The following is a 26,011-nucleotide window of genomic DNA, read 5'->3' on the forward strand; positions in this document are numbered from 1 at the left end:
AGTGTGGCCGGATCAAGCTCTCTCGGGGGCGGAACGCGTTGCCTGCCTTCAATGCGGCGAAAGGGTTAACATTGCGGCGGCGATGCGGTTAACGATCACCAATGTGACAACGGCCCCGGCGCGATACCGGGGCCGTCGGTGAAGTCTTAAGCTGTCCGGTTCAGCGCACGGCCGTTCCGAGATCGGCGCGGCGGTCGGTCATCGGCAGCACGATCACCTTGGTGCCGACGCTGACCCGCGAATAGAGGTCGATGACGTCAGCATTGGTGAGGCGCAGGCAGCCCGAGGAGACGTGGGTGCCGATCGTCTCCGGCGCGTTGGTGCCGTGGATGCGGTAGACGGTGCCGCCGAGATACATGGCGCGGGCGCCGAGCGGGTTGCCCGGGCCGCCGGCCATGTGGCGCGGCAGGTAGGGCTGGCGGGCGATCATCTCCGGCGGCGGGGTCCAGTCCGGCCACTCCGCCTTCTTGGTGATGGTCTGGGTGCCCGACCAGGTGAAGCCGTCGCGGCCGACGCCGATGCCGTAGCGGATCGCGCGCCCGCCGCCGAGCACATAGTAAAGATAGGTGTGCGGGGTATCGATGATGATGGTGCCGGCCGCCTCGCGGGTCGGATAGTCGACGATCCGGCGTCGCAGCCGGGCCGGCAGTTCGGCGGTGCGGCCCTCATCTTGGACCTGCGGCTCCGATTGCACCGGCGGCGGCGCGGCCTCGGTCGGCGGCATCAGGATGAACGGGAAGATCGGCAGCGGAGCGGCTGTCGCGGAAGTGGACAAGGCAACGGTGCCAATCGCCAGCGCACCAAGAGCGGCAGCGAGACGCGAGTTCAGCTTCACGGAATTGAACATTGTCGACCCCCGTTGTTTGCTCCCTGCGCGCCGGTTCCGGCGCGTCGTTGGTGCAAATCAGTACAGGGGAGGCGTTTCAGGACGTTTGCACGAAATCGCCAAAATGGTTTCGTGGCGTTAGGGAATTGTTTCGCGCGTGTTTCATCGCGCGGTTAACGCAAGCTTGCCGGGGGTGTACCAGCTCAGGACAATTTCCTTGGCACGGCCCTTGCTGTCCCAACGCGTGGTTTGAGGACGGAGACGAAAGAATGCAGGGCCCCTCGATCGGCAGCATGCTGGATCAGCAAAAAGGCTTTGGTCCCGGGTTCGATTTCCTGCGTATCGCGCTGGCGATCTCGGTCGTTGCCGCCCATACGCCCTATGTCGCCACGGGCGGCAGCGCGCCCGAGCAAATGTGGATCGTCTGGTTTCCGCAATACGCCATTCTCGTGATGTTCTTCGCGCTGAGCGGATTTCTCATCGCCGCAAGCGGCCTGCGGCTCAGCCTGAAGGAATTTCTGGTCAATCGCGGAATGCGGATCGTTCCCGCGCTCGCGGTCGAGATCGTGCTCTCGGCGTTGATCCTTGGACCGATCTTCGCTGCACTGCCGCTGTCGGACTATTTCGCCAGCGCCGGCACCTACAAATATTTCACGAACGTCGTCGGTCTCGTGAACTACGTTTTGCCGGGCGTGTTCGCCGGCAATCCCGCGCCGGGATCGGCCTTGCGCTCCAGGTCACGGGGCACACGGCGCAACCCTCGCAACTGCCCGCCGGCGTCGCCGGCTCGCTGCACGACAAGGTCTTCAGCACGGCGCGCTTCCTCGGACGCGGCGCGAAACTGCCGGTCGCCTTCATGCTCGGCATCGCGATCTACCTCTATCGCGACCGCATTCCCTATGACGGGCGCATTCTCGCCGCCTGCTGCGCGCTCTGCGCGGTGATCGCGCTTCTCGGGCCGGCGGACTGGATGACCCAGCCGGTTCTCAATGCCCTGGTTTGTCCGGCGCTGGTCTACATCACCGCGTTTCTCGGCGTCTCGAAACTGCCCCGCCTGCCGCTGTTCTCAAAGGGCGATTATTCCTACGGGATCTATCTGTATGGATTTCCGATGCAGCAGGTGGTGAAGGTGTGGCTGCCGCACGCCCAGCTGATCGTCCAGTTTGCCGTCGCGCTGCTGCTGATCACGATGTTCGCGGCATTCTCCTGGCACTGGATCGAGAAGCCGATCCTGAAGCTGCGCAGCCGCTTCTCCTTCGTGGCGCGCAAGCGGCTCGAGCCGGAGGATGCGGTCGAGACGCTCCAGAGTATGACCCCGCTCGGCCTTGCGGCCAAGCGATCTGCGGCATCCTGACGACGTCGCAGGCGCGCTCTGGATGCGGTCTGCTTACGCGCGCATCCGTGGCAGGCCCGGCTTGTCGCCGCCGATCGCGGCGCGGCGGTCGGCGACGGCGTGTTGAAACTGTTCGAGCGTCAGCCCGATCACCGAAAGGTCGCCTTCCTCGATCGCGCCGTCGTCGTAGCAGTCGAGCGCTTCACGCAGCAGGGCATCGGCCGTGGCCTGCATCGTCGCGAGGTCTTCCGCCGTTTCGGCGCCGCGGACCTTCGCGATCAGCTCAAGCAGGTTGTCGCGATGGGTGATGTACTGCTCGCGTTCGTTGCGCTTGACGTAGTGGCGCAGCCAGGCGCCGGCCGACCCGAGGCCGGAGAGCAGGAGGATCGCGCCCCAGATGTAGTCCGAATACTTCTCGAGGAAGGTGCGCTCGGTGCCGTCGATATAGGCGGCGGCGCCCAGATGCGCCGGCAGCGCCGCATCCTTGTCGGTGTCGGGCTTCTCGATCTTGGCGGCGGCCGGCACGTCGCGGGCGACCTGGAAGCGCAGGGTGAAGAGCTGGCGGACCAGCGCGCCGACGGTGGCTTCATGCAACTTGTGTTGCGCGACGATCAGATGGTTGACCGCAACTGTCTCGACCTTGTCCGCGGGCCGCGCCGGCGACGACGAGAAGATGCTGCCGGCGATCTCCTCGGACTCGTAGAGCGGATGTTTCTGCGCGATCGCCTCCGAGACCTCGATCGGCAGGAATTTCGGTTCGCCGCGCGCGGCCGCCGTTGCCGCGATCGCGTCTGCCGTCACCTTGCTGGCGAGCGGGCCGACGGTCATGTAAGCATCGAGCGAGGCGTCGTGCGCAAGCTCGGAAATCCGGGTGATAGGGAACTGGCTGACCGTGACCTTGTCGGGGTTGACGCCGGATTCGGTCAGGATCACGCGGAGCAGCGTGACATTGGCCTGGGTGCTGCCGACCACGCCGATCTTGTGGCCGGCAAGGTCGTCGATGCTCTTGATCTTCGCCGACCGCTTGCCGCCCTTCGTGCCTGACGGCGCCCACAGCACGACGAGATTCTTGCGCAGGATCGCAACCGACTCGGCGGCCGTCGGCAGGTTGAGGTCGCCGCGCGCCACAGCGAGGTCGACCTTGTTCGCGGCGAACTGAGCGATGCTGTCGGAAGCGCCCTGCGTCGTGACCGGCTTCAGCCGCACCGCGCTGCCGTCCTGCGCAAAGGTCTGCGCGAATGACTGGATCAGCTTCACGTCTTCGCTGCCGGGCGGCCCGACCGCGATCAGCAACGTCACCGGACGCAAGGCGTAATAGAGCGCGCCGGCGGCGAGGCCGAACACGAAGATGCCGGTCGCGAGGATCAGCAGCGACGAGTTTCTTCGCCTGACCCTGCGGCGCGCCGCGCCGAGATTTCCGCTCTGCTCTGACATCTTACTGTCACGTTACACGAAAACCGGCGCCGTGCGGTTGAAAAAGAACCTTACATTTCGATGACGTCATACGTTTGAAACATCAATGTCAGAACGTCGTGCGAGCAGAATCAAGTTAACGATCTGGATCTCTTGCTATGCGCATACTCGTGGCGACCGATGCCTGGCATCCGCAAGTCAACGGCGTTGTCCGGACGCTGACCTCGCTGGCCCGCAGCGCGGCTGGGCTCGGCGCCGAGATCAGCTTCCTGACCCCCGACGGCTTTCGGTCGGTCGGCGTGCCGACCTATCCCGGCCTGCGCGTGGCGCTGCCGAACCGCCGCGAGATCGCGCGCCGGATCGAGGAGGCTGCGCCCGAGGCGATTCACATCGCAACCGAAGGGCCGATCGGCTGGGCGGTGCGCGGCTATTGCCGCCGCAACAAGCTCGCCTTCACGACATCGTACACGACGCGCTTCCCGGAATATGTGTCGGTGCGCACCGGGATTCCCGACAGCGTCGGCTACGCCGTGCTGCGCCACTTCCACGCCGCGGCATCGATGACGATGGTCGCGACCGACTCGTTGCGGCAGGAGCTCACCGAACGCGGCTTCCGCAAGCTCGGCTTCTGGACCCGCGGTGTCGACACCAAGCTGTTCAATCCGGACCAGCCGGCCAGGCTCGAACTGCCGCGGCCGATCTTCATGACCATGGGCCGCGTCGCCGTGGAGAAGAACCTCGACGCCTTCCTCTCGCTCGACCTGCCCGGCACCAAGGTCGTGGTCGGCGACGGCCCGCAGAAGGCGGCGCTGGAACTGAAATATCCCGACGCGGTTTTCCTCGGCGAGAAGAAGGGCCAGGACCTGACCTCGCATCTCGCCGCCGCCGATGTTTTCGTGTTTCCGAGCCTCACCGACACGTTCGGTGTGGTGCAGCTGGAGGCGCTGGCCTGCGGCACGCCGGTGGCGGCGTTCCCGGTCACCGGCCCGAAGGATGTCATCGCCGATCATCCGATCGGGGCGATCGACAACGACCTGCGCAGCGCCTGCCTGCGGGCGCTGACCATGTCGCGCGAGACCTGTCGCAACTTCGCGCTGGAGCGCTCCTGGGAAAACAGTGCGCGTCAGTTCATCGGCAATCTGGCCACGCTGCAGCCGAGCCGCGCGCCGCGGCCCGCCCGCCGCGTCGCCGGCCGGACCGCGGTTCCGAATTAACAGCTCAATCGAACGAGAGACGAGAGACTATCTATGGCTGATATCATCAAGCTGGACGCCAACCGCACCCTGGACTTCGACCGCGAGATGGTCGAGCAGGCCTATGACCGCTGGGCGCCGATCTACGACCTCGTGTTCGGCGGCGTGTTCAGCAAGGGCCGGCAGGCCGCGATCCAGGCCACCAACAAGATCGGCGGCCGAGTGCTCGAGGTCGGCGTCGGCACCGGCATCTCGCTGCCGCTCTATGGTCAGAATGTGCGCATCTTCGGCACCGACATCTCGGAAGCGATGCTTGAAAAGGCCAAGAAGCGCGTCGCCGAGTATGGCCTGAAGAATGTCGAGGGGCTCGCGGTGATGGACGCCGAGAAGCTCGAATTCCCCGACAATTCGTTCGATGTGGTGATGGCGCAGTATGTGCTGTCTGCGGTGCCGAATCCGGAAGCCGCGCTCGACGAGTTCGCGCGCGTGGTGCGCCCGGGCGGCGAGTTGATCATCCTGACCCGCGTCAGCGCCGATGCCGGCGTGCGCCGCTTCATCGAGCAGACGCTGCAGCCGGTGGTGCGTCCGCTCGGCTTCCGCACCGCCGAGTTCGCCTGGTCGCGCTACACCAAGTGGCTGGCGGAGGCGCGCGGCATCGAACTCGCCGAGCGCCGCCTGATCCCGCCGCTCGGTCACTTCTCGCTGGTTCGCTTCCGCAAGGCGGACGTGGCCAATGCCGCCTAGGGCTTTCGGCCGATCCTTAATCCTTCGAGGCGTCTGGTTTGTCCGGGCGCCTCGCGACGAGGCCGCACCTGTTGCGTCAAGGCGTCGCTCCGCATTGTCATATGTCATTATGATGATGTCACATACGCTACATCGAATCCCTGTAAACCAAGTTCCGAAAGATGTTGGGGGAACCAATGATCAAGAATTTCCTGCAAGAGCTGCGTACGCAGCGCTGGGATGACCACCGCTACTATCATCACAGCCGGATCAACCAGAGCCTGCACTTCGTCAGCGCGCTGAGCTTTCTGTTTGCCTATGTGATGCTGTTCTTCGATCCCGTCGTGTCGGCGCTGGTCGGCTGGCTGGTCTCGATGACCTCGCGCCAGGCCGGTCACTTCTTTTTCGAGCCGAAGGGCTACGACCACGTCAACCAGGCGACCCACGAGCACAAGGAAGACATCAAGGTCGGCTACAATCTGCAGCGCAAGGTCGTGCTGATGGCGATCTGGGCGGCTTCGCCGATGGTGCTGTACTTCGATCCGACGCTGTTCGGCCTGTTCAAGCCGTGGGTCACGATGACCGACTTCGCCCGCCAGGTGGCCAAGATCTGGCTCGTGGTCGGCATCGGTGGTCTGCTGTTCCGCACCGTCCACCTGTTCTTCATCCGCGACGTCGAGACCGGCCTCGTCTGGATGACCAAGATCATCACCGACCCCTTCAACGACCTGAAGCTCTATCACAAGGCGCCGCTGTTTCTCTTGAAGGGCGAACTGATCGATCCGGGTCTCGAGAAGCACGTCAAGCACGCTGCCTGATCGTTGCTCCCCCAAACGTCTTTGAAACTGCGTCGTGCCCGGGCTTGTCCCGGGCATCTACGTCTCAGGGCTTCCGTGAACAGGCTAGGCCGAACTGCTCGCCACAACGGGACTGCGCTCCCTCTCCCGCTTGCGGGGGAGGGCTGGGGTGGGGGTGTCGCCGCTTGTGACACTCTTTGTGAGGAGAGAGCCCCCACCCGGATCGCATCTGACGATGCGATCCGGCCTCCCCCGCAAGCGGGCGAGGCCAAGGAAAGCGAAGGACTCGGAGGTGGTACGGCCTCAGCGCCCGAACTTCACGGCGACCATTTCCTTCAGGATCTGCCGCTTGATGTTCTTGTTGGTGAGGCCGGCCTTGTGCCACCACCAGCCGTCGCGCTTCATCTTCTCGCAGGCGGCGACGAGGCGGTCGGCGACCTCGGCGAAGTCGGCGTCGGTGTAGTTGAGGGTGAAGATCAGCCGGCCGGTGCCGACCCAGCTCAGCGCCAGTCCCTCGGCCCGCAGATAATATTGCAGCATCCAGTTATAGCGGGACGGCTCAGTGTAGTAGACGGTCCAGATCGACGAGATGTTGCCGACGCGAACCGGGAGGTTCTGCGCGGCGAGGCGGTCGTTCAGCGCCTTGGCGCGGCCGTTCCAGGTCTCCTCGAGCCCGTTGTAGATCGAGCGGAAGTTCGGGCTGGCGAGCCGGCTCAGGAACTCGTCCATCGCCGTCATCACATAAGGGTGCGAGTTGAAGGTGCCGCGGGCAAAGCAGATGTCGGCCGGACGGTCGTCGCGGAAGCGCCGCATCAGGTCCTTGCGGCCGCAGACCACGCCGATCGGAAGTCCGCCGGCGAGGCTCTTGCCGTAGGTCACCATGTCGGCCTTGACGCCGAAATATTCCTGGGCGCCGCCGGCGGCGAGACGGAAGCCGACGAACACCTCGTCGAAGATCAGCACGATGCCGCGCTCGGTGCAGACCTCGCGCAGCTGCTTCAGCCATTCGATGTAGCCGGCGCGGTCGTATTTGGAGGAGCGCGAAGAGTCGACCAGCGCGGAATCGCCGGGCGCGTTGGAGTTCGGATGCAGTGCCTGCAGCGGATTGACCAGCACGCAGGCGATGTCCTTGCGGGTTCGCAGCACGTGCAGCGTCTTCTCCGACATATCGGCGAGCGTGAAGGTCTCGTGCGGCGACACCGGGTTGCCGACGCCGGGCTGCACGTCGCCCCACCAGCCATGGTAGGCGCCGGCGAAACGGACCAGACGCGTTCGCTTGGTGTGGTAGCGCGCAAGCCGCACCGCCTGCATCACGGCTTCGGTGCCGGACATGTGGAACGAGACCTCGTCGAGGCCGGAGATCTCGCAGAGGCGCTTGACGTTGTCGGCGATGATCGGGTGGTAGGGGCCGAGCACCGGACCCAGCGCATGGGCGCGTTTCTCGCCTTCCGCAATGCACTCCTTGTAGAAGTCGTTGCCGAAGATGTTGACGCCGTAGGAGCCGGTCAGGTCGTAGAACACATTGCCGTCGAGGTCGGTGACGGTGACGCCGCTCGAGGCCTGCATGAAGGCCGAGGTGTTGAGGTGCTCGCGCACCAGGCGGCTGTACTGGAACGGCACGCGGTAGGCTTCGGTGAACTGCAGGTCGGAGATGCGGCCCGACACCTCGGCGGTGAGCGCGCGGCCCTTGGGGTAGCGGTCCTGGTAGAGGCCGGCGAGGCGGAAGAAGCCGTCCTGGCGCTGTACCGCGATCTCAGACGGCGCGCCGTCGGAGCGGAAGAAATCGTCGATATCGAATTCGTATTTCGGGACCATGCGCGCGACCATCTTGGACATCTTGGAATGTCCGGTCAGCGAGCGGTGCTTGGCGCGCGACAGCGCGATGCGGGCCTGAATTTTGGGGAAAGCTGCGGCGGCGCCGGCAAGCGCGGCGGCGGACAGCGAGAGAATCGGAAGGGATGAATCCATGACAGAAGCGCTAGCCTCCACACCTAACAGATTCATGACAGTGAAGGGGTTGATCTCGGCATTCACCCAGCAGGAGGACCTCAATTTCCTGCTAACGAACCGGATTCCGCGGGCCGCGCTGACCCGATTCATGGGCTGGTTCTCCAAGATCGAGAACCCGCTGGTGCGCGACGCCTCGATCGCCTGCTGGAAGCTGTTCTCCGATCTCGACCTGTCGGAGGCGAAGAAGACCGAGTTCAGGAGCCTGCACGACTGCTTCACCCGCGAGCTCAAGCCCGGTCTGCGCCCGGTCGTGGCGGATCCCGCCATCATCGCCAGCCCCTCGGACGCGATCATCGGCGCGCATGGCCGGATCGAGGACACCGAGCTGTTCCAGATCAAGGGCGCGCCTTACTCGCTGCTCGATCTGCTCGGCGATCCCGCGCTGGTCGAGCAGCACAAGAACGGCCGCTTCGTCACGCTGCGGCTGACGTCGAGCATGTATCACCGCTTCCACGCGCCTTATGATCTCACCATCGACAAGGTCACGTTCATTCATGGCGACGTTTGGAACGTCAATCCGATCGCGCTGAAGCGGATCGAGCGGTTGTTCTGCAAGAATGAGCGCGCGGTGCTGCGCGCGCGGCTGTCCAGCGGCGAGGCGCTGACGCTGGTTCCGGTGGCCGCCATTCTGGTGGCGAGCCTCCGCCTGCACTTCCTCGACGTCACGCTGAATGCGCAGACGAGAGGGCCGGTCGATTTTCCATGCGACGCGCATGTGACGAAGGGCGACGAGCTCGGCTGGTTCGAGCACGGCTCGACCATCATCGTGCTTGCGCCTGGCAATTTCGAGTTCTGCGACAATGTCGCAGAGGGAACGCGGATCAAATGCGGTGAGCCGCTGCTGCGGAGGCCTGCGATGTGATCTCGCTTGTTCCGTCGCGTGCTTGTTTGGCATGCCTTCCGCGCAAACGCTTTGCGTTCATTGCGAGGGAAAACCGGTTTCCACTTTTCCGGATCATGCTCTAATATGCACGCGATCGTCGCGCGACGATTCCAAATCGCAAACTTTCAGGACACGAAATGGCACGGACGCCTGTTCTGGCGGCGGGGGGCATTGTGCTGCGGCGGGAGGCGCCGCCGCGCATCGCGGTCGTGCGGCTGCGCAAGCGCAATGAATGGGTGTTGCCGAAAGGCAAGCTCGATGACGGCGAGACGCCGCGCGCCGCCGCCGAGCGCGAGGTGCTGGAGGAAACTGGCCACGCCGTCGACGTGCACGAATTCCTCGGCACGCTGGTCTATGACTCCGGCGGCCGCTCCAAGGTCGTGCATTACTGGCGCATGGAGGCCGGCGGCAGGCCGGTGCGCGAGTTGATGAGCGACATCAGGGAGGTCGACTGGCTGCCGCTCGAGCTGGCGCTCGCACGATTGTCGCGCGGCTACGAGCGCGCGTTCCTGGAAAATGTCGGGCCGATCGCGCTGCAGGCTGCGGCACTCGCCGAGCGCGAGCGGCGCGTGCGTGCACGGGCCGCAGCCGCCGAACGGCGGCGCAGCCGTGCCGCGGTCCAGCCGGCCGTCGAGGAGGAGCCAGCCGTCGAGACGCCGGTGGTTGCGGAGACTCCCGCGGTCGTGGAGATCCCGGACGTAATGCAAACCGAACCGGACGCGCCGACCGAGGTGCCACAAGATGCCGAGATGGATGCTCGCGAGGCGATCGCGCAGTCCGTCGACCAGCCTGCGCCACCGGTCGAGCCGCCGTCGTTTGCGCCCGAGATCGAGCCGGCCGCCACGGCACCTCAGCCCGCCCTGCGCAAGAACCTGATCCAGCGCGTGCGGGACTGGCTGCACCGCGCCGCCTAGAGAGCTTCGGTTCTTATTGAATAAGAACCGAAGCTCTGGATTTTCTGTTTTGACGCGTTTTCTTCACGCGAACCGGTGGCCACTTTGCTCGAAAACGCTCTGAGGCGGCGCATCCCCGCTCAGTTTTGCCGCCTCGGCTTCGGCGGCGGCTTTGCAGCCCTTGGCGCCGGAGGTCGCCGTTGCTGGAAGCCGGGACGGGCCTGCGCCGGCCGTTGCATGCCGGGCGGGCGGGCGCCCGGGGCGGCCTGCTGAATGCCCGGCGGCCGGGGCGGGCCCTGCATCGGCGGCACGGGCTGCACGGCGCCCTGCCGCGGAGCGCCCGGCTGACCCGGCTGACGCACGCCGGGCTTTTGCAAGCCGCCCTGGCGCGCAGGTTGTTGCCCGGTTGGCTGTTGTCTTGCCGGGGTCTGCACGCCTGGCGCGCGCGGTAGCGGCGCGCCGCCGGGCTGACCGGGCAGGCTGTGCTGCGCGGCACCTTGCTGCTGCGTGCCCGGCTGCTGCTGCGAGCCCTGCCGCCCGGGCGTGCCCGGGTGCTGCGGCTGGCCGGGACGGTTCGGTTGACCGGGCTGCTGCAATTGACCCGGACGGTTCTGCTGCCCCGGCTGCTGCGGAGCATTGCGGTTCTGGCCCGGCAATCCGTTCTGCCGCCGCTGCACCGGCTGGCCGCGGTTCGGATAGGGCGCGGTCGGATTGGTGCGGCGGAAGTCCGGATTGGCGCGGCGGAAGTCGCGCTGTTCGGTCACGACCTGGCGGCCGAGCGTTTGCGTGGTGTGGACCTGGCGCACAAAGCCCTGGTCGCGCGCCATCTGTTGCGGCGAGATCGTAAGCGGCACCGCGGCGAAGCGCGCGCCGCTAGTGCCGGGACGAATGGCAAAGCCGCTCGCGGCGCGCGTCAGCACGCCAAGCGAGGCGCCGCTGCGGTCGCTGATCTCGATCCGTCCGACATGCCCGTCGGCGTCGGGATACAGCTTGATGCCGACATTGTTGTCGGTCGCATTCGCACCATCAGGCACCTCCACGAGTCCCGTGGTGCCGCGGATGCCGAGCGTCGCCGTCGGCGTCGAGATCTTCATGTTGCCCGTCCTGGCGATGGCCGCGGCGACGAACGCCGCCGTTCCCTTGGCGACGTTGAACAGCGCGTTGTTCTGCTGGCCGCCGTCCTCGTAGACGTAGTTGTCGATCGTGATCTTGGCGTTGGCGCGCAGGTTGAAGGTGGTGCCGTCGGTGAAGGTGATGCCGAGTGACGACGTCGCCGCGGTCGCGACCTCGTCATTGGCGAAGATGTCGTCGCGGATCTGCAGCGGCGTCGTGGTGTTGTTGCGGGTGACGGTCGCGGTGCCGGTCAGCGTTGCGACGTTGCCGATCGGCTCGGGCGCGGCGGCCGGTGGATTGGCCGCCGGTGCCGGCGTCGCAGGTGCAGGCGTTGCCGGAGCTGCACCAGGAGTGGGCGCGGGGGCAGGCGTCGGTGCTGACTGCGCTTGCGCGAGTTGCGTCAGCTCCGGTGCGGCGACGGCGCGCGCATGCCAGCCCAGCATCAGGCCAGCGCCAAGCAGGAGCGCGAAACAGACTCTGCGCGGCATCACCATCGATTTCCCGGGAAGCACTTGGACGGATCGGCAATTGAGCCGCGTCTGGCTGAATGCCGAATGAACGGCGGTGCCTTGTTGTCGTGGCAAGCCGCGACGATCAAGTGCCGCGTCCCCGTCATCGAGCGCGGCGCAGCCAGTCGGTCGTCGTGATCGGTCAGCCGCGCTTGTGCGGGGTGATTTTCATCGCGCGCCCGTTTGTTTCGCTAGCTACACGCGCACGGGGTGATCCCGGACGTCACGGCACCGCCGTTGCCGTGTCCCTATCGAGGGCGAGCACGGCCTCGCGTTCGGCGTCGGGCATGGCGCGGATGCGGCGCCTGGCCGTGAGCCGGATCGCGGCAAATCCGCCGAGGAACACCACGATCTTGCTCACGATGCCGAAGATCGGCATCACCATGGCCCACGTCGCCGCGCTGCAGGTGAGCGCAACGAACGCGTTCACGGCCGCGGAGACGAACATCAGGCCGGCCCAGGCGAGGCCAACCATCGCGGCCACATCGGGCACGACAGTCTTTGCGATGTCAGGCAGATAGCGGTTGAGCCAGCCGGGCTTGAGCATCAGGACGCCGACGATCGCGTAGAGCACGCTCGGCTTGAACAGCACGAAGCGCGGGTCATGAGTGAGCAGCGTCGCGGTGCCCCGCGATCCCGAGACCGACCGCGAGGGCGGTGTTGTGCGTCAGCAGAAAGATCACGAGAAAGACCACGGTCGACGCCAGGTCGAGGAGCAGCAGCTTGGCCGCATGCAGGAAATTCTTCATCGGACGTTGAACTCCGCCTTTCCGGTTGCGCGACGGGCATGTCGCGCTCGCGATGCATGGATCATTTGCCCGGTTGAAATGCCGGACGATCTGGCCGCCGTTTCGCCATCAAGAGAGATATCCGGGATGCAACACGGGGGCGAGCCGGTCGATGAAAGGAAGGATTAGATATGGTTGCCCGTTGAACAGAAAATGGACGAGCCAGGACGGAGTGAGGGAGCCGTATCTCAAGCGCAACGCGAACAATATTATGCCGAACCCGACCATGACGATGCTCCAGACAAAGCCGAGCGGATCGCCTGCGCAAAGCGCCCGGTGGAGACGGCCACCGGGCGCGAAAATCCAAGGTCGGGAAATCTTGGGTCGGCGTTCAGAACACGCCGAGGATGATGGCGCAGACAAAGGCCAGCGCGACGTACGCGGCGATCATGCTCAGCTTGCTTAGCAGCGGACTCGCGGAATCCATTGGGATGCTCCCTCGGTTCACAGCGGCCCCCACTAACGCCGAAGCCGGCGGTCGGTTCCCGGCCATCAAAGTCACCCCTGCAGTCCATCCGGCAGCAGGCGCCGGGTTCCAGCGCATGGTTAAAGAGACCTGAAATCAACGCGTTGAAGAGTCTTTAAATAAATTCGTCGAACCTGCACGCATGACGCGTGGAGTTCGTTTGTATCTCGTCGGCTCCCTTGTCCTCGTTTCGCTGGCTGGTTGCGGGCGCGGTCTGTTTCAGACTGCCGAGCGCGAGCCGTGGCGGGCCGAGGCGGAGGTCGCATGCCTGAAATCCGGCGCGGTCAAGGAAGGTCCCGACCTCGTCCGCATCGATCCGATCTCCGGTCCCGGCGTCTGCGGCGCGGAGTTTCCGCTCAAGGTTGCAGCGCTCGGGGAGAGCAGCTCCGCATACGGATTTGCCGATGACCTGCGGCCGCCGGCACCGATCGGCAACCAGCCGCGCTGGCCGATCAACCAGCCGCCGCCGAGCCCACCGTCCGCGCAGGCCCCTTATTCCAACCAGGCCGTCGGCCAGCCAAGCTATGGCGGCCAGCCGAACGGTCCGATCTCGCTGACTGCACCCGGCGTTGCGCCGCAGCAGGACGAAATCAACTTGCCGCCCGAAGGGACGCCCGAAGCAAGGGCCGACAAACCTTATTATCCGGGCTTGCCGGCCAATCCGCAGCGCGACAGCGCGGCCGCACCGTATTCGCCGGCGCCCTATGGTCAGCAGCCCGGCGGGGGAGCGCTGCCGCGGCTCGGCCCCTCGAGTGGCAATCCGGTCGCGGCGGTTGGACCGGTCGCAGTGAAGCCAGCCGCTACGCTCGCATGCCCGATTGTCTCGGTGCTCGAGCGCTGGCTGAACGATTCCGTGCAGCCGGCGGCGCAGCGCTGGTTCGGCGCGCGCGTGGTCGAGATCAAGCAGATTTCCGCCTATTCCTGCCGCGGCATGAACGGCAATCCACATGCGCATATTTCCGAGCATGCCTTTGGCAACGCTCTCGATATTGCAGCCTTCACGCTCGCCGACGGCCGCCGCATCACGGTGAAGGACGGCTGGAAGGGGCTGCCGGAGGAGCAGGGCTTCCTGCGTGACGTGCAGGCCGCCGCCTGCCAGCAGTTCACTACGGTGCTGGCGCCGGGCTCCAATGTGTACCACTATGACCACATCCATGTGGACCTGATGCGCCGCGCCAGCCGCCGCTTCATCTGCGAGCCGGCTGCCCGGTCGGGCGAGGAGGTTGCTGCACGCGCCGGCGGCCGTAGCCCCTATGCAGCGCGCGATCCTTATGTCACAGGATCGATCGCGGGCAGAAAGCCCGCCGCCTCCCGGGGTAGGCTCGGGAGCAACGAAGAAGACGACCTCGCCGACGAGTAGTGCGTCAGGCGCTCATGTTTGCCCGTTGCCGTGCAAACGGTAGCCATCTTTTGCTGCATATGTTCGCCGAGTCGGGCACGCTCGGCTGATTCTAGGGGACACCTTTGCAAGACGCGCCGATTATTCTGGTCATTGAAGACGATCGCGATCTGCAGTCGCTGGTGGAGGACGCCCTCAAGGACGGCGGCTACGAGCCGGCGATCGCGGGCTCGGGCGAGGAGGCGTTGACGCTCCTCAAGGCCTTCCGGACCAAATACAGCGCGCTCGTCACCGACATCCGACTGCTTGGCCGGCTCGATGGCTGGCGCGTGGCGCGCGGCGCCCGCGAGATCGACCCGTCCTTTCCGGTGCTCTACATCACCGGCGGCTCGGGCGACGAGTGGCCGACCAAGGGCGTGCCGGACAGCGTCCTGCTGCAAAAGCCGTTCTCGCCGGATCAACTGGTCGAGGCGCTTGCAAAGCTCCTCAAGACGGCGCCACAGGCCTGATCGCGGTCGTGCCGATTGATGCGCCAAATTGATGCGCCAAGTTGAGGCACCGGGCCGCGTCGCGCACGGCGCCCTCCACCGTGCGGCAGGAGCGATTGGTCTGGCGGCACTTATTCCGTCTTTATTATTCCGTCTTTATAAAGTGCCGATGCGCTCCTCCTCGAATTCCTACGGCCTCCCGCCGATCGTTCGGGCGAGCATTCCCGCAAGCTCACCGACACGGTGGTGTCGCGCCGCGTGACCCCAGATGATAAGAGCTGCGTCAGGTTCATCATCACGGGAATCCATCATGGCAGCAGAGAAAGTCGCGCTCGTCACCGCAGGCGGCAGTGGCATGGGAGCGGCGGCCGCGCGGCGGCTGGCCGCCGATGGATTCCGCGTTGCGATCCTGTCGTCGTCGGGCAAGGGCGAGGCGCTGGCGAACGAACTCGGAGGGCTCGGCTTCACCGGCTCGAACCGCTCGAACGACGATCTGAAGCGCGCGGTCGACGGCGTGATGGCCCGCTGGGGTCGCATCGATGCGCTGGTCAACAGCGCCGGCCACGGCCGGCGCGCGCCGGTGCTGGAATTGACCGATGAGCAATGGCACACGGGCCTCGACGTCTATCTGATGAACGTGATCCGCCCGACGCGGCTCGTCGCGCCGGTCATGCAGGCGCAGAAGGCGGGCGCGATCGTCAACATCTCCACCGCCTGGGCATTCGAGCCGAGCGCGATGTTTCCGACCTCGGCGGTGTTTAGGGCAGGGCTCGCGGCCTTCGCCAAGCTGTTCACGGACAGCTATGCCGCAGACAATGTGCGCATGAACAACGTGCTGCCAGGTTGGATCGACAGCCTGCCGGCAACCGACGAGCGCCGGCAGAGCGTGCCGATGAAGCGCTACGGCAAGGCGGAAGAGATTGCGGCAACGATCGCATTCCTTGTGTCCGAGGGCGCGGCCTATATCACCGGCCAGAACATCCGCGTCGACGGTGGGTTGATGCGCTCGATCTGACGCATTCATCCTCATCGCGAATTCCAACTCCTCATCCTGAGGAGCTTGCGAAGCAAGCGTCTCGAAGGATGTAGGCCAAAGGAGGGCTTCATGGTTCGCCTGGCGATGCGTAGCATCGTCCAGAGACGCGCGTTCCGCGCTCCTCACCATGAGGAGCGGGGGCGACGCACGCGCCAGCAGTTGCGTCTACACGCTGCATGGCGCGTTCCAAACCGGACGCGCCACAAGTGTGGTCACCTCAGATTGCATTTGTCTTGATGACAAACTGAAAGCCCAGGTCTAGCCTTCCGTAAAACATAACGGACGGGAGGAATGGCATGCCAGATGCATCAGTCGCGGCACGTGCTTCGCAATCAAGCAGCAGCGCAACATCGCAACAGGTCGACGTCGCGGTCGTCGGTGCCGGCTTCGCCGGCCTTTATCTGTTGCATCGCCTGCGCAAGGCGGGCTTCTCGGTCGTTGCGCTGGAAGAGGGCGGCGACGTCGGCGGCACCTGGTACTGGAACCGCTATCCCGGCGCGCGTTGCGACATCCAGACCATCGACTACAGCTACACGTTCGATCCGGAGCTCGACACCGCGTGGACCTGGTCGGAGAAATACGCGACGCAGCCGGAAATCCTGCGCTATCTCGGCTTCGTTGCCGACCGCTACGATCTGCGCAGCGACATCCGCTTCGGCACCAAGGTCACGCAGGCGACATGGGACGACGCGAGCGAGCGCTGGCAGCTTGCGACCGACAAGGGCGCGCCGGTTTCGTGCCGCTACTACGTCATGGCGACCGGCTGCCTGTCGTCGCCGAAGCCGCCGGAGATCGATGGCGTCAAGGATTTCAAGGGCGAGATTTACTTCACGGGCCGCTGGCCGCATCAGGGCGTCGATCTCAAGGGCAAGCGCGTCGCCGTCATCGGCACGGGATCGTCGGGCATCCAGTCGATCCCGCTGATCGCAGCGCAGGCCGCACAGCTCACCGTATTCCAGCGCACGCCGAACTTCGCGCTGCCCGCCGGCAACGGTCCGTCGCCGGAGGATCGCAAGAGCTTCTTCGAGACCGATCGCGCCGCCTATCGCGAGCAGGCGCGCTGGTCGATGGCCGGCGTGCCCTATCCGCAGCAGACGGTGGTGAGCTGGCAGTTGAGCGACGTCGAACGTCGCGAGCGTTTCGAGAAGGCGTGGGCGGCGGGTGATCTCGTCCACATCCTCACCCAGCTCTGGGCCGACCAGGGCGTCGATGTCGACGGCAACACGCTGGTCGCCGATCTGATCCGCGAGAAGATCCGCGACGTCGTCGAGGATCCGGAGACGGCCGCGGCGCTGACCCCGCACGACCATCCGTTCGGCGCCAAGCGTCCCTGCCTCGATACGAATTACTACGCGACCTACAACCGTCCGAACGTGACGCTGGTGAATCTGCGGCAGGAGCCGATCAAGGCGATCGCGGCCGGCGGCATCACCACCGACAAGCGCAGCTTCGATGTCGATGTCATCGTGTTCGCCACCGGCTTCGACGCGATGACCGGCGCGATCATGGCGGTGCATCCGATCTCGGGGCGCGGCGGCAAGTCGCTGTCCGCGGTCTGGGCGCACGGGCCGCAGACCTATCTTGGGCTCACGGTCGCGGGCTTCCCCAATCTCTTCATGATCACCGGCCCCGGCAGCCCCTCGGTGCTGTCGAACATGGCGGTGTCGATCGAGCAGCATGTCGACTGGGTGGTCGACCGCCTGGTGCAACTGCGCGACGCCGGCTTCACCACGATGGAGGCGACCGAAGCAGCACAAACCGGCTGGCAGCGCCACATGGCCGACTGCGCGATGCTGACGCTGCATCGGCTCGCCAACACCTGGTACACGGGCGCCAACGTGCCCGGCAAGCCGCTGGGGGTGATGCCCTATACCGGCGGCGTCGGCCCGTACCGCAGCATCTGCAACGAGGTCGTCAGCCGCGGCATGCTCGGCTTCAAGCTCACCGGCCCCGGCGTTGCTGCGCAGTGCAATGACGGCGAAGTGGTACGGCTGCAGCCCGATGTGCGGCTGGTGCTGAACCTGCTTGGCGAGATGAACCTGCCGCCGATCGAGACGATGGGCGCGCAGGGGGCGCGCGACTTCCTCAACGAGTTCAACAAGGGCCGTCCGGCCGGGCGGCCGGTCGGCGAAGTCGGCACCGGCATGCTGCAGGGCGCCGAGGGGCCGCTGCCTTACAAGCTGTACCGCCCGGCGACGCCGGGCCCGCATCCGATCGTGGTCTACTTCCACGGCGGCGGCTGGGTGCTCGGAGACGAGCAATCGGACGATCCGTTCTGCCGCGACCTGTGCCGGCGCACCGGCATGATCGTCGTCAGCGTCGGCTATCGCCACGCGCCCGAGCATCGCTTCCCGGCGGCGGCGGAAGACGGCTATGCGGCGGCGCGCTGGATTGCTGCGCACACCGCCGAGCTCGGCGGCAGGGCTGGCCCGGTGCTGGTTGCCGGCTGGAGCGCCGGCGGCAACATCGCGGCCGTCACCTGCCAGCTCGCGCGCGATCGTGGCGGACCCGAGATCGCGGGCCAGCTCCTGATCTGCCCAGTCACCGACTGCACCTTCGACCGCCCGTCCTATGTCGACAATGCAACCGGCTATTTCCTGACCCGCGGGCTGATGTACTGGTTCTGGGACCTCTACTGCTCGCCCGCCGATCGCACCGATCCGCGCGTCGCGCCGTTGCGTGGCAAGCTCGAAGGCCTGCCGCCGGCCTTCGTCGTGACCTGCGAGTTCGATCCGTTGCGCGACGAGGGCATTGCCTATGCCGAAGCGATGGCGAAGGCCGGCGTGCCGGTCGAGCAGCTCAGGGCACACGGCCAGTTCCACTCGTCCTTCACGATGGTCGACGTCATCATCACCGGAGTCAGCGGTCGTGCGAAGATGGCGCAGGCGCTGCGCCGCTTCGCCGGGCTGCCTGAGGAGGTCGGGCAGGACAACGTCCGGCCGCCCGAGGTCAACGCCGCCGCGGAGTAAGCTGGCAGTTTCGCGGCGTTCGGCCTTGTGCGCTAGCCGAGTTCGAACGTCGTGACGCCGAACACGCGATCGATCCGCAATGGCGGGATCGCGTCAGTGTACATGCGTGCAGTCTCGAACACCGGGGAAAGTCCGAGCCCTTGCGCCAGTGCGACGGCGTCGCGATTGACCGCGGGCACGTCGAGGAAGATTTCGCCGCCGCCTGTGCTCGCCAGAAGTGCGGACAGGACAGCCTCGGCGCTCGCGCGGTCATTGGCGACAAGCGGGCCGATCTTGCGGCCGGTGCGGCATGGACGGATCACGCCCCAGCCGGCCAGCTTGCCGTCGCGCATCAGCGCGCGTCCGACATGCGCGGGCGCGTTGATCCAGGCGCGCAGGAAGGCCGGGCGCGGTGCCGGAAACACCGTGGCATCTTCGGCCTCGATCAGCGCGGCCGGCACATCGGTCAGCGCGATGATGTCGTCGTTCGGCGCAGGCGGTGCGGCGACGCTGCCGCCATAGCGCACATTGGCGTAAGCGAGCTCAAAGCCGGACTTCCGGTAGTTCGCCTGCTGCGCCACCACGCCATCGAGTCCGATCACGCGCGGATGCGCATGCGCCATTGCCGCATTCCATATCTTTAGGCCAAGACCGCGGCCGCGCAGATCCGGACGCACGATGTAGAAGCCCAGGAAGGCAAATCGCGCACCGTAGTTGACGCAGGAGACCACCGCGGCAGGCCGCCCGTCGAGCTCGCCGATGAAGAATCCCTCCGGGTCTTCGGCGGCAAAGCAGCTGGCATCGGCGAGACCGGGATTCCAGCCCTCGGCCGCGGCCCAGTCCACTGCGAGCGCGATCTCGTTCGGCCGCATGTGTCTGATGGTGAAGTCGTTCATGGCGAATGATCACCTCGAGCTGGCGTCGGTTGATCCAGCGTAGCGCGCCAGGCTCGCCGCGTCATTCCGGTCGGGACGCGCATTCGCGCCACCGCTGATCCGCAACGATCTCCGTGAAATCAGTTCGCCTGCTTCGGCCGATACGCTGCGAAGAACACGCGCGTGGCGCTGTCGACCACGGTGGCGATCTGTTCGGGCGAGGGCGACGGCTTGGCCTGGAAGATGAACGCCTGGAACAGCGTCGCCTGGCACATCTGCATGAACTGCCAGGCGGCGAGCTGATAATTGTCGATCACGAGCTCGCCGAGCGCGGCGCGTGCCTCGAGATAGGCGGCGAAGCGATCGACCGTGTGGGCGATCACATGAGTGTAGAACCGGCTGCCGAGCTCGGGCATCCGCTCGGCAATCGCCATCACCGTGCGGATCGCCGAGCCGCCGCCGGGCCGGCACAGCAAGCCGACATAGGCGCGGCCGAATTCGGGGAGGGTGATGTCGACGCCACGCTCCGGGTCGAAATTGAAGACGGTCTTGCCCTGCTCGAGCTTCTCCTCCTCGACAATCGCCGCGAACAGCCCGGCCTTGTCGGGAAAATAGACGTAGAGCGTGCCCTTGGAGACCCCGGCGGCGCGGGCGATCTCGCCCATGCTGGCGCCGTCAAAGCCGAGGTCCATGAAGACCTTGCGGGCGCCGTCCAGGATCTGGCGGCGCTTCGATGAGTCCTCCTCGGCGACGATGTGGAGGGGCTTTGGGGGCGATGCAGCCATTGGTTCAGCTTGCTGGGAAAGAACTCAACCCAAATCCGCGGGGGCGGGAATCGAAGCACTATAACTCGCTGTGTCGGATATATATTGACCGAACCGTTCGGTCAATGCTACATTTCGACGCGTGATGACCCGCGGGGCCGAGATTGCGGCGCCGCGGGCGTCGGGATTTTTTTGTGGGGAGGCCAATTATGGCCGCAGCGAGAGACCAGGCCGCGCGCATCGTTCGCACCGAGCCCGAGGCAGGCGCGGATCAGGACATGCGCGAGGTGGCCGCCAATTCCGGCGAGCAAGCCCGGACGCATATTGCCGAGGAGGCCAGGCGCCGCCCGGCCGAGGCGCCGCCCGCGCCTGCGCCCGAGCAGCCAGCCGCGCCGCCCGCGGCCAGCGCGCCGGCGAAACCCGGCAAGCGCAAATTCGTGATGTTCGGCGTGGTCGGCGCGCTCGCGCTCGCCGCTGCGAGCTACGCGACCTATTACCTGATGGTTGGACGGTTCTACGTCTCCACCGACGACGCCTATGTCCGCGCCAACAACACCATGCTCGGTGCACGCGTCGCCGGTCACATCGCCGCGATTCTGCCGGGCGACAACGCGCTGGTACGCGCGGGAGACGTGATCTTCCGGATCGACGACGGCGACTACCGGATCGCGGTCGATGCCGCGCGCACGAAGATTGCGACCCAGCAGGCGACGATCGAGCGCATCGGCCGCCAGGTCGCGGCCGCGGTGAGCGCGGTCGAGCAGGCCGAGGCGCAGCTCGTGTCCGCGCAAGCCGGATTGAAGCGTGCCGACCTCGACTTCGACCGCCAGCAGGCGCTGAGCAACAAGGGCTTTGCCTCGCGCGCCACCTTCGAAGTCTCCGAAGCCGGCCGCGACCAGGGCGCTGCCGCGGTGCGATCGGCGCAGGCGGCCTATGATGCCGCCAAGGACAATGTTGAGGTGACTAAGGCGCAGCAGGCCGAGGCGCGCGCCCAGCTCGCGGAATTGCAGACCCAGCTCGCCAAGGCCGAGCGCGATCTCGATTTCACCAAGGTGCGTGCGCCGGTCGACGGCACCTTCTCCAATCGCCTGGTCAATACCGGCGACTACATCACGGTCGGCCAGCGGCTCGGCAATGTGGTGCCGCTCGACGGCGTCTTCATCGACGCCAACTATAAAGAGACCCAGCTCAAGCGTATCCGTCCCGGCCAGCGGGTGACGATCAAGGTGGACGCCTACGGCTTCCGCAAGTTCACTGGCATCGTCGACAGCATCTCGCCGGCGGCAGGCTCGGTGTTCACGCTATTGCCGCCGGACAACGCCACCGGCAACTTCACCAAGATCGTGCAGCGCCTGCCGGTCCGCATCCGCGTGCCGGGCAGCGTCGCCCGGCAGGGCCTGCTGCGCGCCGGCATGTCGGTCTACACCACCGTCGACACGCGCGAAGGTGCGGCCGATGCCGACAGCGATGCCGATCTCGACTCGCCGATGATGATCCATCCGCAGTGATGGTCCACTGCCATGAGCTTCGATCCAGTCTTGCCCCGAGTAAAGGCGCGCTCCCTCTCCCGCTTGCGGGGGAGGGTTGGGGTGGGGGTGTCTCCGCGAGTCGGACCGCCTGAGTGGAGAGAGCCCCCACCCGCCGCGCTCCGGCGCGCAAGAGCGCTGCCGAGCGCGTCGACCTCCCCCGCAAGGCGGGAGAGGTCGTCCGAATTCGTGGCTTGCTTAAGCGTGAGCTAGCCCATGGCGAACGCGACCACTGCTCCCCCATTGATGACGGCCGCAGCGCCGGCGGCCGATCGTATCCAGCCGAGGCGGCTGTTTGCGTTCATCATCATGGTGTTCGGGATGTTCATGTCGATCCTGGACATCCAGATCGTCTCGGCCTCGCTCACCGAGATCCAGGCCGGCCTGTCGGCGTCTTCGACCGAAGTGTCGTGGGTGCAGACCGCCTATCTGATCGCCGAGGTGATCGCGATCCCGCTGTCCGGCTTCCTGTCGCGCGCGCTCGGCACGCGGCTGTTGTTCGCGATCTCGGCATTCGGCTTCACCTTCTCGAGCCTGTTGTGCGGCTTCGCCACCTCGATCGAGCAGATGATCCTGTGGCGCGCGCTGCAGGGCTTCCTCGGCGCCGGCATGATCCCGACCGTGTTTGCGTCGGCCTACACGATCTTCCCGCGCACCAAGTTCCACATCGTGGCGCCGATCATCGGTCTCGTCGCGACGCTGGCGCCGACGGTCGGCCCGACGGTCGGCGGCTACATCACCGACCTGATGTCGTGGCACTGGCTGTTCTTCATCAACGTCGTGCCCGGCATCGGCATCACCATCGGCGTGCTGGCGCTGATCGATTTCGACCAGCCGAACTTTGCGCTGCTCGATCGCTTCGACTGGTGGGGCCTGATCTTCATGGGCGGCTTCCTCGGCTCGCTCGAATATGTGCTGGAGGAAGGTCCGCAATATGAGTGGCTGCAGGACACCTCGGTCGCGGTCTGCGCCGCGATCGGCTTCGTCTCGGCGATCGCCTTCTTCTGGCGGGTATTGACCGCCGAGGAGCCGATCGTCGATCTCTACGCCTTCGCCAACCGCAACTTCGCGGTCGGCTGCGTGCTGCAATTCTGCATCGGCATCGGGCTCTACGGCCTGACCTACGTCTATCCGCGCTATCTCGCCGAGATCCGCGGCTACAGCGCACTGATGATCGGCGAGACCATGTTCGTCTCGGGCGTGACGATGTTCCTGATGGCGCCGGTGGTCGGCCGGCTGATGCTCAAGGTCGATCTGCGCTACATCATCGCCTTCGGCCTCGTCACCTTCGCGCTCGGCTCCTGGCAGATGACCTCGATCACGCGCGACTACGATTTCTACGAGCTGCTGCTGCCGCAGATCCTGCGCGGCATCGGCATGATGTGCGCGATGGTGCCGACCAACAACATCGCGCTCGCCACGCTGCCGCCGGACCGCGTCAAGAACGCCTCCGGCCTGTTCAACCTGATGCGCAATCTCGGCGGCGCGGTCGGGCTTGCCATCATCAACGAGGTGCTCAACGACCGCACCGACCTGCACATCTCGCGGCTGCACGACCGCGTGACCTGGGGCAACGCCACCGCGGTCGAGACGCTGAACATGCTGACCCAGCGGATGCAGGGTGCCGGCGATGCCGCGCTGATGGCGATGAAGCAGCTCTCGCAGATCGTGCACCGCCAGGCCGCGGTGATGGGCTATGGCGACGCCTTCTTCATGCTGTCGCTGTTCTATGTCGGCCTCAGTCTCCTGGTGCTGCTGGTCAGCAAGCCGCCGTCGATGGCCGCCGGCGGCGGCGACGCGCATTGACGCGCGCACGCATTCGTTTGCAATAATGTGACGTCGCCATTTGTAGCCCGCATGAGCGAAGCGACATGCGGGTACGCTGTAGGTGACGGGACATGGTCGCATCGCCGACACATCGACGCACTCACGCGGATGTCATCTTGAAAATCACGCGTGATGCATTTATAAGCGGCACTTCCTTACTCGAACCGGGGAGATGCGCATGAAGTCGTTTAATTCGCAGATCGCGCGCCCGCGTTCGATGATGCTGGATGCGCTTGCGCGTTAGCTCCCGGCGCTGATCGGGCCTGATCCCCGATCATTCAGACTTCCCAACACGTTACCGATAGTTATCAGTGACGGTCGCGCCCGGATTCCGTGCGCACGTCGCACCAGATGGAGCCGGCCGGCGCGGCAAAAGCGTGGCCGGAATGTGCCATGATCAATGAAAAGACCAAGCGACCGGCCGCGATCCGGTTCGTGCTTCCATTCGTCTTCTGCCACTGGCTGGAACAGCCGTTGCGCGCCTCTGTCGTCACGGCGGGATTCCTCGGCGCGACCGCTGCCGACCTGTTCATGCCGGTCTATTCCGGGCGTCTGGTTGATGCGCTGACCGCGGGCGCCTCCGATCCTGTCGCGCGTCATGCCGCGATGATCGCGTTCGGCGCGATTGTCGCGCTCGGCGCGCTGTCGGTGATCCTGCGGCTCGTGGGCATTGAGACGATCGTGCCGTTCACGCTGAAGACGATGTCCGATGTCGGGCAGCAGGCGTTCATGCGCGTGCAACGCTTCTCGACGGATTGGCACGCCAACTCGTTCGCGGGTTCGACCGTGCGCAAGATAACGCGCGGCATGTGGGCGCTCGACCTGTTGAACGACACCATCCTGATGGCGCTGTTGCCGTCGCTGGTGGTGCTGGTCGGCTCGATGATCCTGCTCGGCATGCACTGGCCACAGCTCGGCGCGGTGATCGCGGTCGGCTCGGTGATCTATGTCGCCATGACGATGGCGTTCCAGGTCAGCTACGTCGCTCCGGCCGCGCGCGTCTCCAATGCGTGGGACACCAAGGTCGGCGGCACGCTGGCGGATGCCTTGACCTGCAACGCGGTGGTGAAGTCGTTCGGCGCCGAGATGCGCGAGGACGCACGGCTTGCCGGCGTCATCAGCCGCTGGCGCAGGCGGGTGCGGCGGACCTGGTTCCGTTACAACCACACCGCGACCGCGCAGCTCGTGGTGCTGTTGTGCTTCCGCGCGTCCGTGATCGGCGGAGCGATCCTGTTGTGGGCGGCGGGCCACGCTACGCCGGGCGACGTCACCTATGTGCTGACCAGCTACTACATCATCCACGCTTACTTGCGTGATGTCGGCATGCACATCAACAACCTGCAGCGTTCGGTGAACGACATGGAGGAGCTGGTGCAGATCCATGGCGAGCCGCTCGGCATTGTCGACGCCGTCGACGCGCGCCCGATCGACATCCAGGGCGGCCGCATCGTGTTCGACGACGTGACGTTCCACTATGGCGGGCATCGCCGCCCGCTCTATGACGGGCTGTCGGTCGACATCCGCGCGGGCGAGCGCGTCGGCCTGGTCGGGCGCTCGGGCTCCGGCAAGACCACCTTCGTCAAGCTGGTGCAGCGGCTCTACGATGTCTCCGGCGGCCGGATCCTGATCGACGGTCAGGACATCGCGGATGCGACGCAGCAGTCGCTGCGCAGCCAGATCGCGATCGTGCAGCAGGAGCCGATCCTGTTCCACCGGACGCTGGCGGAGAACATCGCCTATGGCCGTCCCGGCGCCGGCATGGACGTGATCGAGCAGGCCGCGCGGCTTGCCAATGCGCACGACTTCATCATGCGGCTGCCGAAAGGCTACGGCACGCTGGTGGGCGAGCGCGGCGTCAAGCTGTCGGGCGGCGAGCGGCAGCGCGTGGCGCTGGCACGCGCCTTCCTGGCCGATGCGCCGGTGCTGATCCTGGACGAGGCGACCTCGAGCCTCGATTCGGAATCGGAGGCGCTGATCCAGGAGGCGATGGAGCGGCTGATGAAGGGCCGGACCTCGATCGTGATCGCGCACCGGCTGTCGACGGTGCGCAGCATGGACCGGATCTTGGTGTTCGATCGCGGCGAGATTGTCGAGCAGGGCACGCACAAGGCGCTGACAGCGCGACCGGGCGGCATCTACCGCGGCCTGTTCGAGCGCCAGGTGACCGAGTTCGACCGGATCGACGCGGCGGAGTGAATGGCGGCGCGCGGCTGACGGGCTGATGTCCGGTTACTCGCGCGCCGCTGGGGGCTCCGCGCGCG

At 65.8% G+C, this 26,011-nt stretch carries 22 protein-coding genes; 14 read left to right on the forward strand and 8 right to left on the reverse strand.

Features of this window, described 5'->3' with window-relative positions:
• Window positions 1-160 precede the first annotated feature (160 nt).
• A complete protein-coding gene (locus MTX19_RS09875; RefSeq protein WP_280983430.1) occupies window positions 161-847 on the reverse strand; it encodes a L,D-transpeptidase in 687 nt (228 codons plus the stop codon).
• On the opposite strand from MTX19_RS09875, the gene MTX19_RS09880 reads away from it, so the two are divergent.
• Both MTX19_RS09880 and MTX19_RS09885 read left to right on the forward strand, forming a co-directional pair.
• Window positions 847-1,770 (forward strand): acyltransferase family protein, encoded by a 924-nt coding sequence (locus MTX19_RS09880; RefSeq protein WP_280985943.1) that lies wholly within the window; start codon window positions 847-849, stop codon window positions 1,768-1,770. The two genes, MTX19_RS09875 and MTX19_RS09880, sit on opposite strands and share 1 nt — an antisense overlap.
• Window positions 1,683-2,180, forward strand: a complete 498-nt coding sequence (locus MTX19_RS09885) for a hypothetical protein (RefSeq protein ID WP_280985944.1) — start codon at window positions 1,683-1,685, stop codon at window positions 2,178-2,180. The genes MTX19_RS09880 and MTX19_RS09885 overlap by 88 nt, the downstream gene beginning before the upstream one ends.
• Before the next feature lie 33 nt (window positions 2,181-2,213).
• Here the strand turns inward: MTX19_RS09885 and MTX19_RS09890 are convergent, their stop codons facing one another.
• The gene (locus MTX19_RS09890; protein ID WP_280983433.1) at window positions 2,214-3,593 is read right to left on the reverse strand and encodes a TAXI family TRAP transporter solute-binding subunit; all 1,380 of its coding nucleotides are present in this window, start codon (window positions 3,591-3,593) and stop codon (window positions 2,214-2,216) included.
• Window positions 3,594-3,730: 137 nt separating this feature from the next.
• On the opposite strand from MTX19_RS09890, the gene MTX19_RS09895 reads away from it, so the two are divergent.
• The 3 genes from MTX19_RS09895 (at window position 3,731) to MTX19_RS09905 (ending at window position 6,306) form a co-directional block, all read left to right on the forward strand.
• A complete protein-coding gene (locus MTX19_RS09895; protein ID WP_280983434.1) occupies window positions 3,731-4,786 on the forward strand; it encodes a glycosyltransferase family 1 protein in 1,056 nt (351 codons plus the stop codon).
• 33 nt (window positions 4,787-4,819) lie between these two features.
• Window positions 4,820-5,509, forward strand: coding sequence for a methyltransferase domain-containing protein (locus tag MTX19_RS09900; protein ID WP_280983435.1), 690 nt, complete (start codon window positions 4,820-4,822; stop codon window positions 5,507-5,509).
• Between the two features lie 176 nt (window positions 5,510-5,685).
• Window positions 5,686-6,306, forward strand: coding sequence for a hypothetical protein (locus tag MTX19_RS09905; RefSeq protein WP_280983436.1), 621 nt, complete (start codon window positions 5,686-5,688; stop codon window positions 6,304-6,306).
• A gap of 282 nt (window positions 6,307-6,588) precedes the next feature.
• On the opposite strand, the gene MTX19_RS09910 is transcribed toward MTX19_RS09905, so the two are convergent.
• Window positions 6,589-8,253, reverse strand: coding sequence for an aminotransferase class III-fold pyridoxal phosphate-dependent enzyme (locus tag MTX19_RS09910; RefSeq protein WP_280983437.1), 1,665 nt, complete (start codon window positions 8,251-8,253; stop codon window positions 6,589-6,591).
• Between the two features lie 34 nt (window positions 8,254-8,287).
• Here MTX19_RS09910 and asd point away from each other — a divergent pair, with 34 nt between their 5' ends.
• Both asd and MTX19_RS09920 read left to right on the forward strand, forming a co-directional pair.
• Window positions 8,288-9,157, forward strand: a complete 870-nt coding sequence (asd, locus tag MTX19_RS09915) for an archaetidylserine decarboxylase (RefSeq protein WP_280984752.1) — start codon at window positions 8,288-8,290, stop codon at window positions 9,155-9,157.
• Window positions 9,158-9,315: 158 nt separating this feature from the next.
• Window positions 9,316-10,092, forward strand: a complete 777-nt coding sequence (locus tag MTX19_RS09920) for an NUDIX domain-containing protein (protein ID WP_280985945.1) — start codon at window positions 9,316-9,318, stop codon at window positions 10,090-10,092.
• Between the two features lie 119 nt (window positions 10,093-10,211).
• Here MTX19_RS09920 and MTX19_RS09925 read toward each other — a convergent pair whose 3' ends face one another.
• The 3 genes from MTX19_RS09925 to MTX19_RS09935 form a co-directional block, all read right to left on the reverse strand.
• Window positions 10,212-11,672 (reverse strand): FecR domain-containing protein, encoded by a 1,461-nt coding sequence (locus tag MTX19_RS09925; RefSeq protein ID WP_348638273.1) that lies wholly within the window; start codon window positions 11,670-11,672, stop codon window positions 10,212-10,214.
• Between the two features lie 244 nt (window positions 11,673-11,916).
• Window positions 11,917-12,285 (reverse strand): hypothetical protein, encoded by a 369-nt coding sequence (locus MTX19_RS09930; RefSeq protein WP_280983441.1) that lies wholly within the window; start codon window positions 12,283-12,285, stop codon window positions 11,917-11,919.
• Between the two features lie 10 nt (window positions 12,286-12,295).
• Window positions 12,296-12,442 carry a hypothetical protein gene (locus tag MTX19_RS09935; RefSeq protein WP_280983442.1) on the reverse strand — a complete coding sequence of 49 codons (147 nt, stop codon included), beginning with the start codon at window positions 12,440-12,442 and terminating at the stop codon, window positions 12,296-12,298.
• A gap of 647 nt (window positions 12,443-13,089) precedes the next feature.
• On the opposite strand from MTX19_RS09935, the gene MTX19_RS09940 reads away from it, so the two are divergent.
• From MTX19_RS09940 to MTX19_RS09955, 4 genes are all read left to right on the forward strand, one after another.
• Window positions 13,090-14,307 (forward strand): extensin family protein, encoded by a 1,218-nt coding sequence (locus tag MTX19_RS09940; protein WP_280983443.1) that lies wholly within the window; start codon window positions 13,090-13,092, stop codon window positions 14,305-14,307.
• A 104-nt stretch (window positions 14,308-14,411) separates the two neighbouring features.
• The gene (locus MTX19_RS09945) at window positions 14,412-14,795 is read left to right on the forward strand and encodes a response regulator (protein ID WP_280983444.1); all 384 of its coding nucleotides are present in this window, start codon (window positions 14,412-14,414) and stop codon (window positions 14,793-14,795) included.
• A gap of 289 nt (window positions 14,796-15,084) precedes the next feature.
• A complete protein-coding gene (locus tag MTX19_RS09950; RefSeq protein ID WP_280983445.1) occupies window positions 15,085-15,789 on the forward strand; it encodes an SDR family oxidoreductase in 705 nt (234 codons plus the stop codon).
• Between the two features lie 317 nt (window positions 15,790-16,106).
• Window positions 16,107-18,779, forward strand: coding sequence for an alpha/beta hydrolase fold domain-containing protein (locus tag MTX19_RS09955; protein WP_280983446.1), 2,673 nt, complete (start codon window positions 16,107-16,109; stop codon window positions 18,777-18,779).
• A 32-nt stretch (window positions 18,780-18,811) separates the two neighbouring features.
• On the opposite strand, the gene MTX19_RS09960 is transcribed toward MTX19_RS09955, so the two are convergent.
• Both MTX19_RS09960 and MTX19_RS09965 read right to left on the reverse strand, forming a co-directional pair.
• Window positions 18,812-19,654: a GNAT family N-acetyltransferase gene (locus tag MTX19_RS09960; protein WP_280983447.1), complete on the reverse strand. Its 843-nt coding sequence runs from the start codon at window positions 19,652-19,654 to the stop codon at window positions 18,812-18,814.
• 119 nt (window positions 19,655-19,773) lie between these two features.
• Window positions 19,774-20,418, reverse strand: coding sequence for a TetR/AcrR family transcriptional regulator (locus MTX19_RS09965; RefSeq protein ID WP_280983448.1), 645 nt, complete (start codon window positions 20,416-20,418; stop codon window positions 19,774-19,776).
• A 188-nt stretch (window positions 20,419-20,606) separates the two neighbouring features.
• Here MTX19_RS09965 and MTX19_RS09970 point away from each other — a divergent pair, with 188 nt between their 5' ends.
• The 3 genes from MTX19_RS09970 to MTX19_RS09980 all read left to right on the forward strand — a co-directional run bounded on the left by MTX19_RS09970 (window position 20,607) and on the right by MTX19_RS09980 (window position 25,946).
• Window positions 20,607-21,905 (forward strand): HlyD family secretion protein, encoded by a 1,299-nt coding sequence (locus MTX19_RS09970; RefSeq protein WP_280983449.1) that lies wholly within the window; start codon window positions 20,607-20,609, stop codon window positions 21,903-21,905.
• 234 nt (window positions 21,906-22,139) lie between these two features.
• A complete protein-coding gene (locus MTX19_RS09975; RefSeq protein ID WP_280983450.1) occupies window positions 22,140-23,729 on the forward strand; it encodes a DHA2 family efflux MFS transporter permease subunit in 1,590 nt (529 codons plus the stop codon).
• A 414-nt stretch (window positions 23,730-24,143) separates the two neighbouring features.
• Window positions 24,144-25,946: an ABC transporter ATP-binding protein gene (locus MTX19_RS09980; protein WP_280983451.1), complete on the forward strand. Its 1,803-nt coding sequence runs from the start codon at window positions 24,144-24,146 to the stop codon at window positions 25,944-25,946.
• Window positions 25,947-26,011 lie beyond the last annotated feature (65 nt).

The organism is Bradyrhizobium sp. ISRA464, from assembly GCF_029910095.1.
Classification (GTDB): Bacteria; Pseudomonadota; Alphaproteobacteria; order Rhizobiales; family Xanthobacteraceae; genus Bradyrhizobium.

Coding starts and splice junctions, on each gene's coding strand:
- asd (WP_280984752.1), top strand. CDS start 8,288: ATGACAGTGAAGGGGTTGATCTCGGCATTCACCCAGCAGGAGGACCTC.
- MTX19_RS09900 (WP_280983435.1), top strand. CDS start 4,820: ATGGCTGATATCATCAAGCTGGACGCCAACCGCACCCTGGACTTCGAC.
- MTX19_RS09960 (WP_280983447.1), bottom strand. CDS start 19,654: ATGAACGACTTCACCATCAGACACATGCGGCCGAACGAGATCGCGCTC.
- MTX19_RS09980 (WP_280983451.1), top strand. CDS start 24,144: ATGATCAATGAAAAGACCAAGCGACCGGCCGCGATCCGGTTCGTGCTT.
- MTX19_RS09890 (WP_280983433.1), bottom strand. CDS start 3,593: ATGTCAGAGCAGAGCGGAAATCTCGGCGCGGCGCGCCGCAGGGTCAGG.
- MTX19_RS09975 (WP_280983450.1), top strand. CDS start 22,140: ATGGCGAACGCGACCACTGCTCCCCCATTGATGACGGCCGCAGCGCCG.
- MTX19_RS09885 (WP_280985944.1), top strand. CDS start 1,683: ATGCTCGGCATCGCGATCTACCTCTATCGCGACCGCATTCCCTATGAC.
- MTX19_RS09905 (WP_280983436.1), top strand. CDS start 5,686: ATGATCAAGAATTTCCTGCAAGAGCTGCGTACGCAGCGCTGGGATGAC.
- MTX19_RS09875 (WP_280983430.1), bottom strand. CDS start 847: ATGTTCAATTCCGTGAAGCTGAACTCGCGTCTCGCTGCCGCTCTTGGT.
- MTX19_RS09910 (WP_280983437.1), bottom strand. CDS start 8,253: ATGGATTCATCCCTTCCGATTCTCTCGCTGTCCGCCGCCGCGCTTGCC.
- MTX19_RS09950 (WP_280983445.1), top strand. CDS start 15,085: ATGGCAGCAGAGAAAGTCGCGCTCGTCACCGCAGGCGGCAGTGGCATG.
- MTX19_RS09935 (WP_280983442.1), bottom strand. CDS start 12,442: ATGAAGAATTTCCTGCATGCGGCCAAGCTGCTGCTCCTCGACCTGGCG.
- MTX19_RS09925 (WP_348638273.1), bottom strand. CDS start 11,672: ATGCCGCGCAGAGTCTGTTTCGCGCTCCTGCTTGGCGCTGGCCTGATG.
- MTX19_RS09970 (WP_280983449.1), top strand. CDS start 20,607: ATGGCCGCAGCGAGAGACCAGGCCGCGCGCATCGTTCGCACCGAGCCC.
- MTX19_RS09895 (WP_280983434.1), top strand. CDS start 3,731: ATGCGCATACTCGTGGCGACCGATGCCTGGCATCCGCAAGTCAACGGC.
- MTX19_RS09965 (WP_280983448.1), bottom strand. CDS start 20,418: ATGGCTGCATCGCCCCCAAAGCCCCTCCACATCGTCGCCGAGGAGGAC.
- MTX19_RS09955 (WP_280983446.1), top strand. CDS start 16,107: ATGCCAGATGCATCAGTCGCGGCACGTGCTTCGCAATCAAGCAGCAGC.
- MTX19_RS09940 (WP_280983443.1), top strand. CDS start 13,090: ATGACGCGTGGAGTTCGTTTGTATCTCGTCGGCTCCCTTGTCCTCGTT.
- MTX19_RS09920 (WP_280985945.1), top strand. CDS start 9,316: ATGGCACGGACGCCTGTTCTGGCGGCGGGGGGCATTGTGCTGCGGCGG.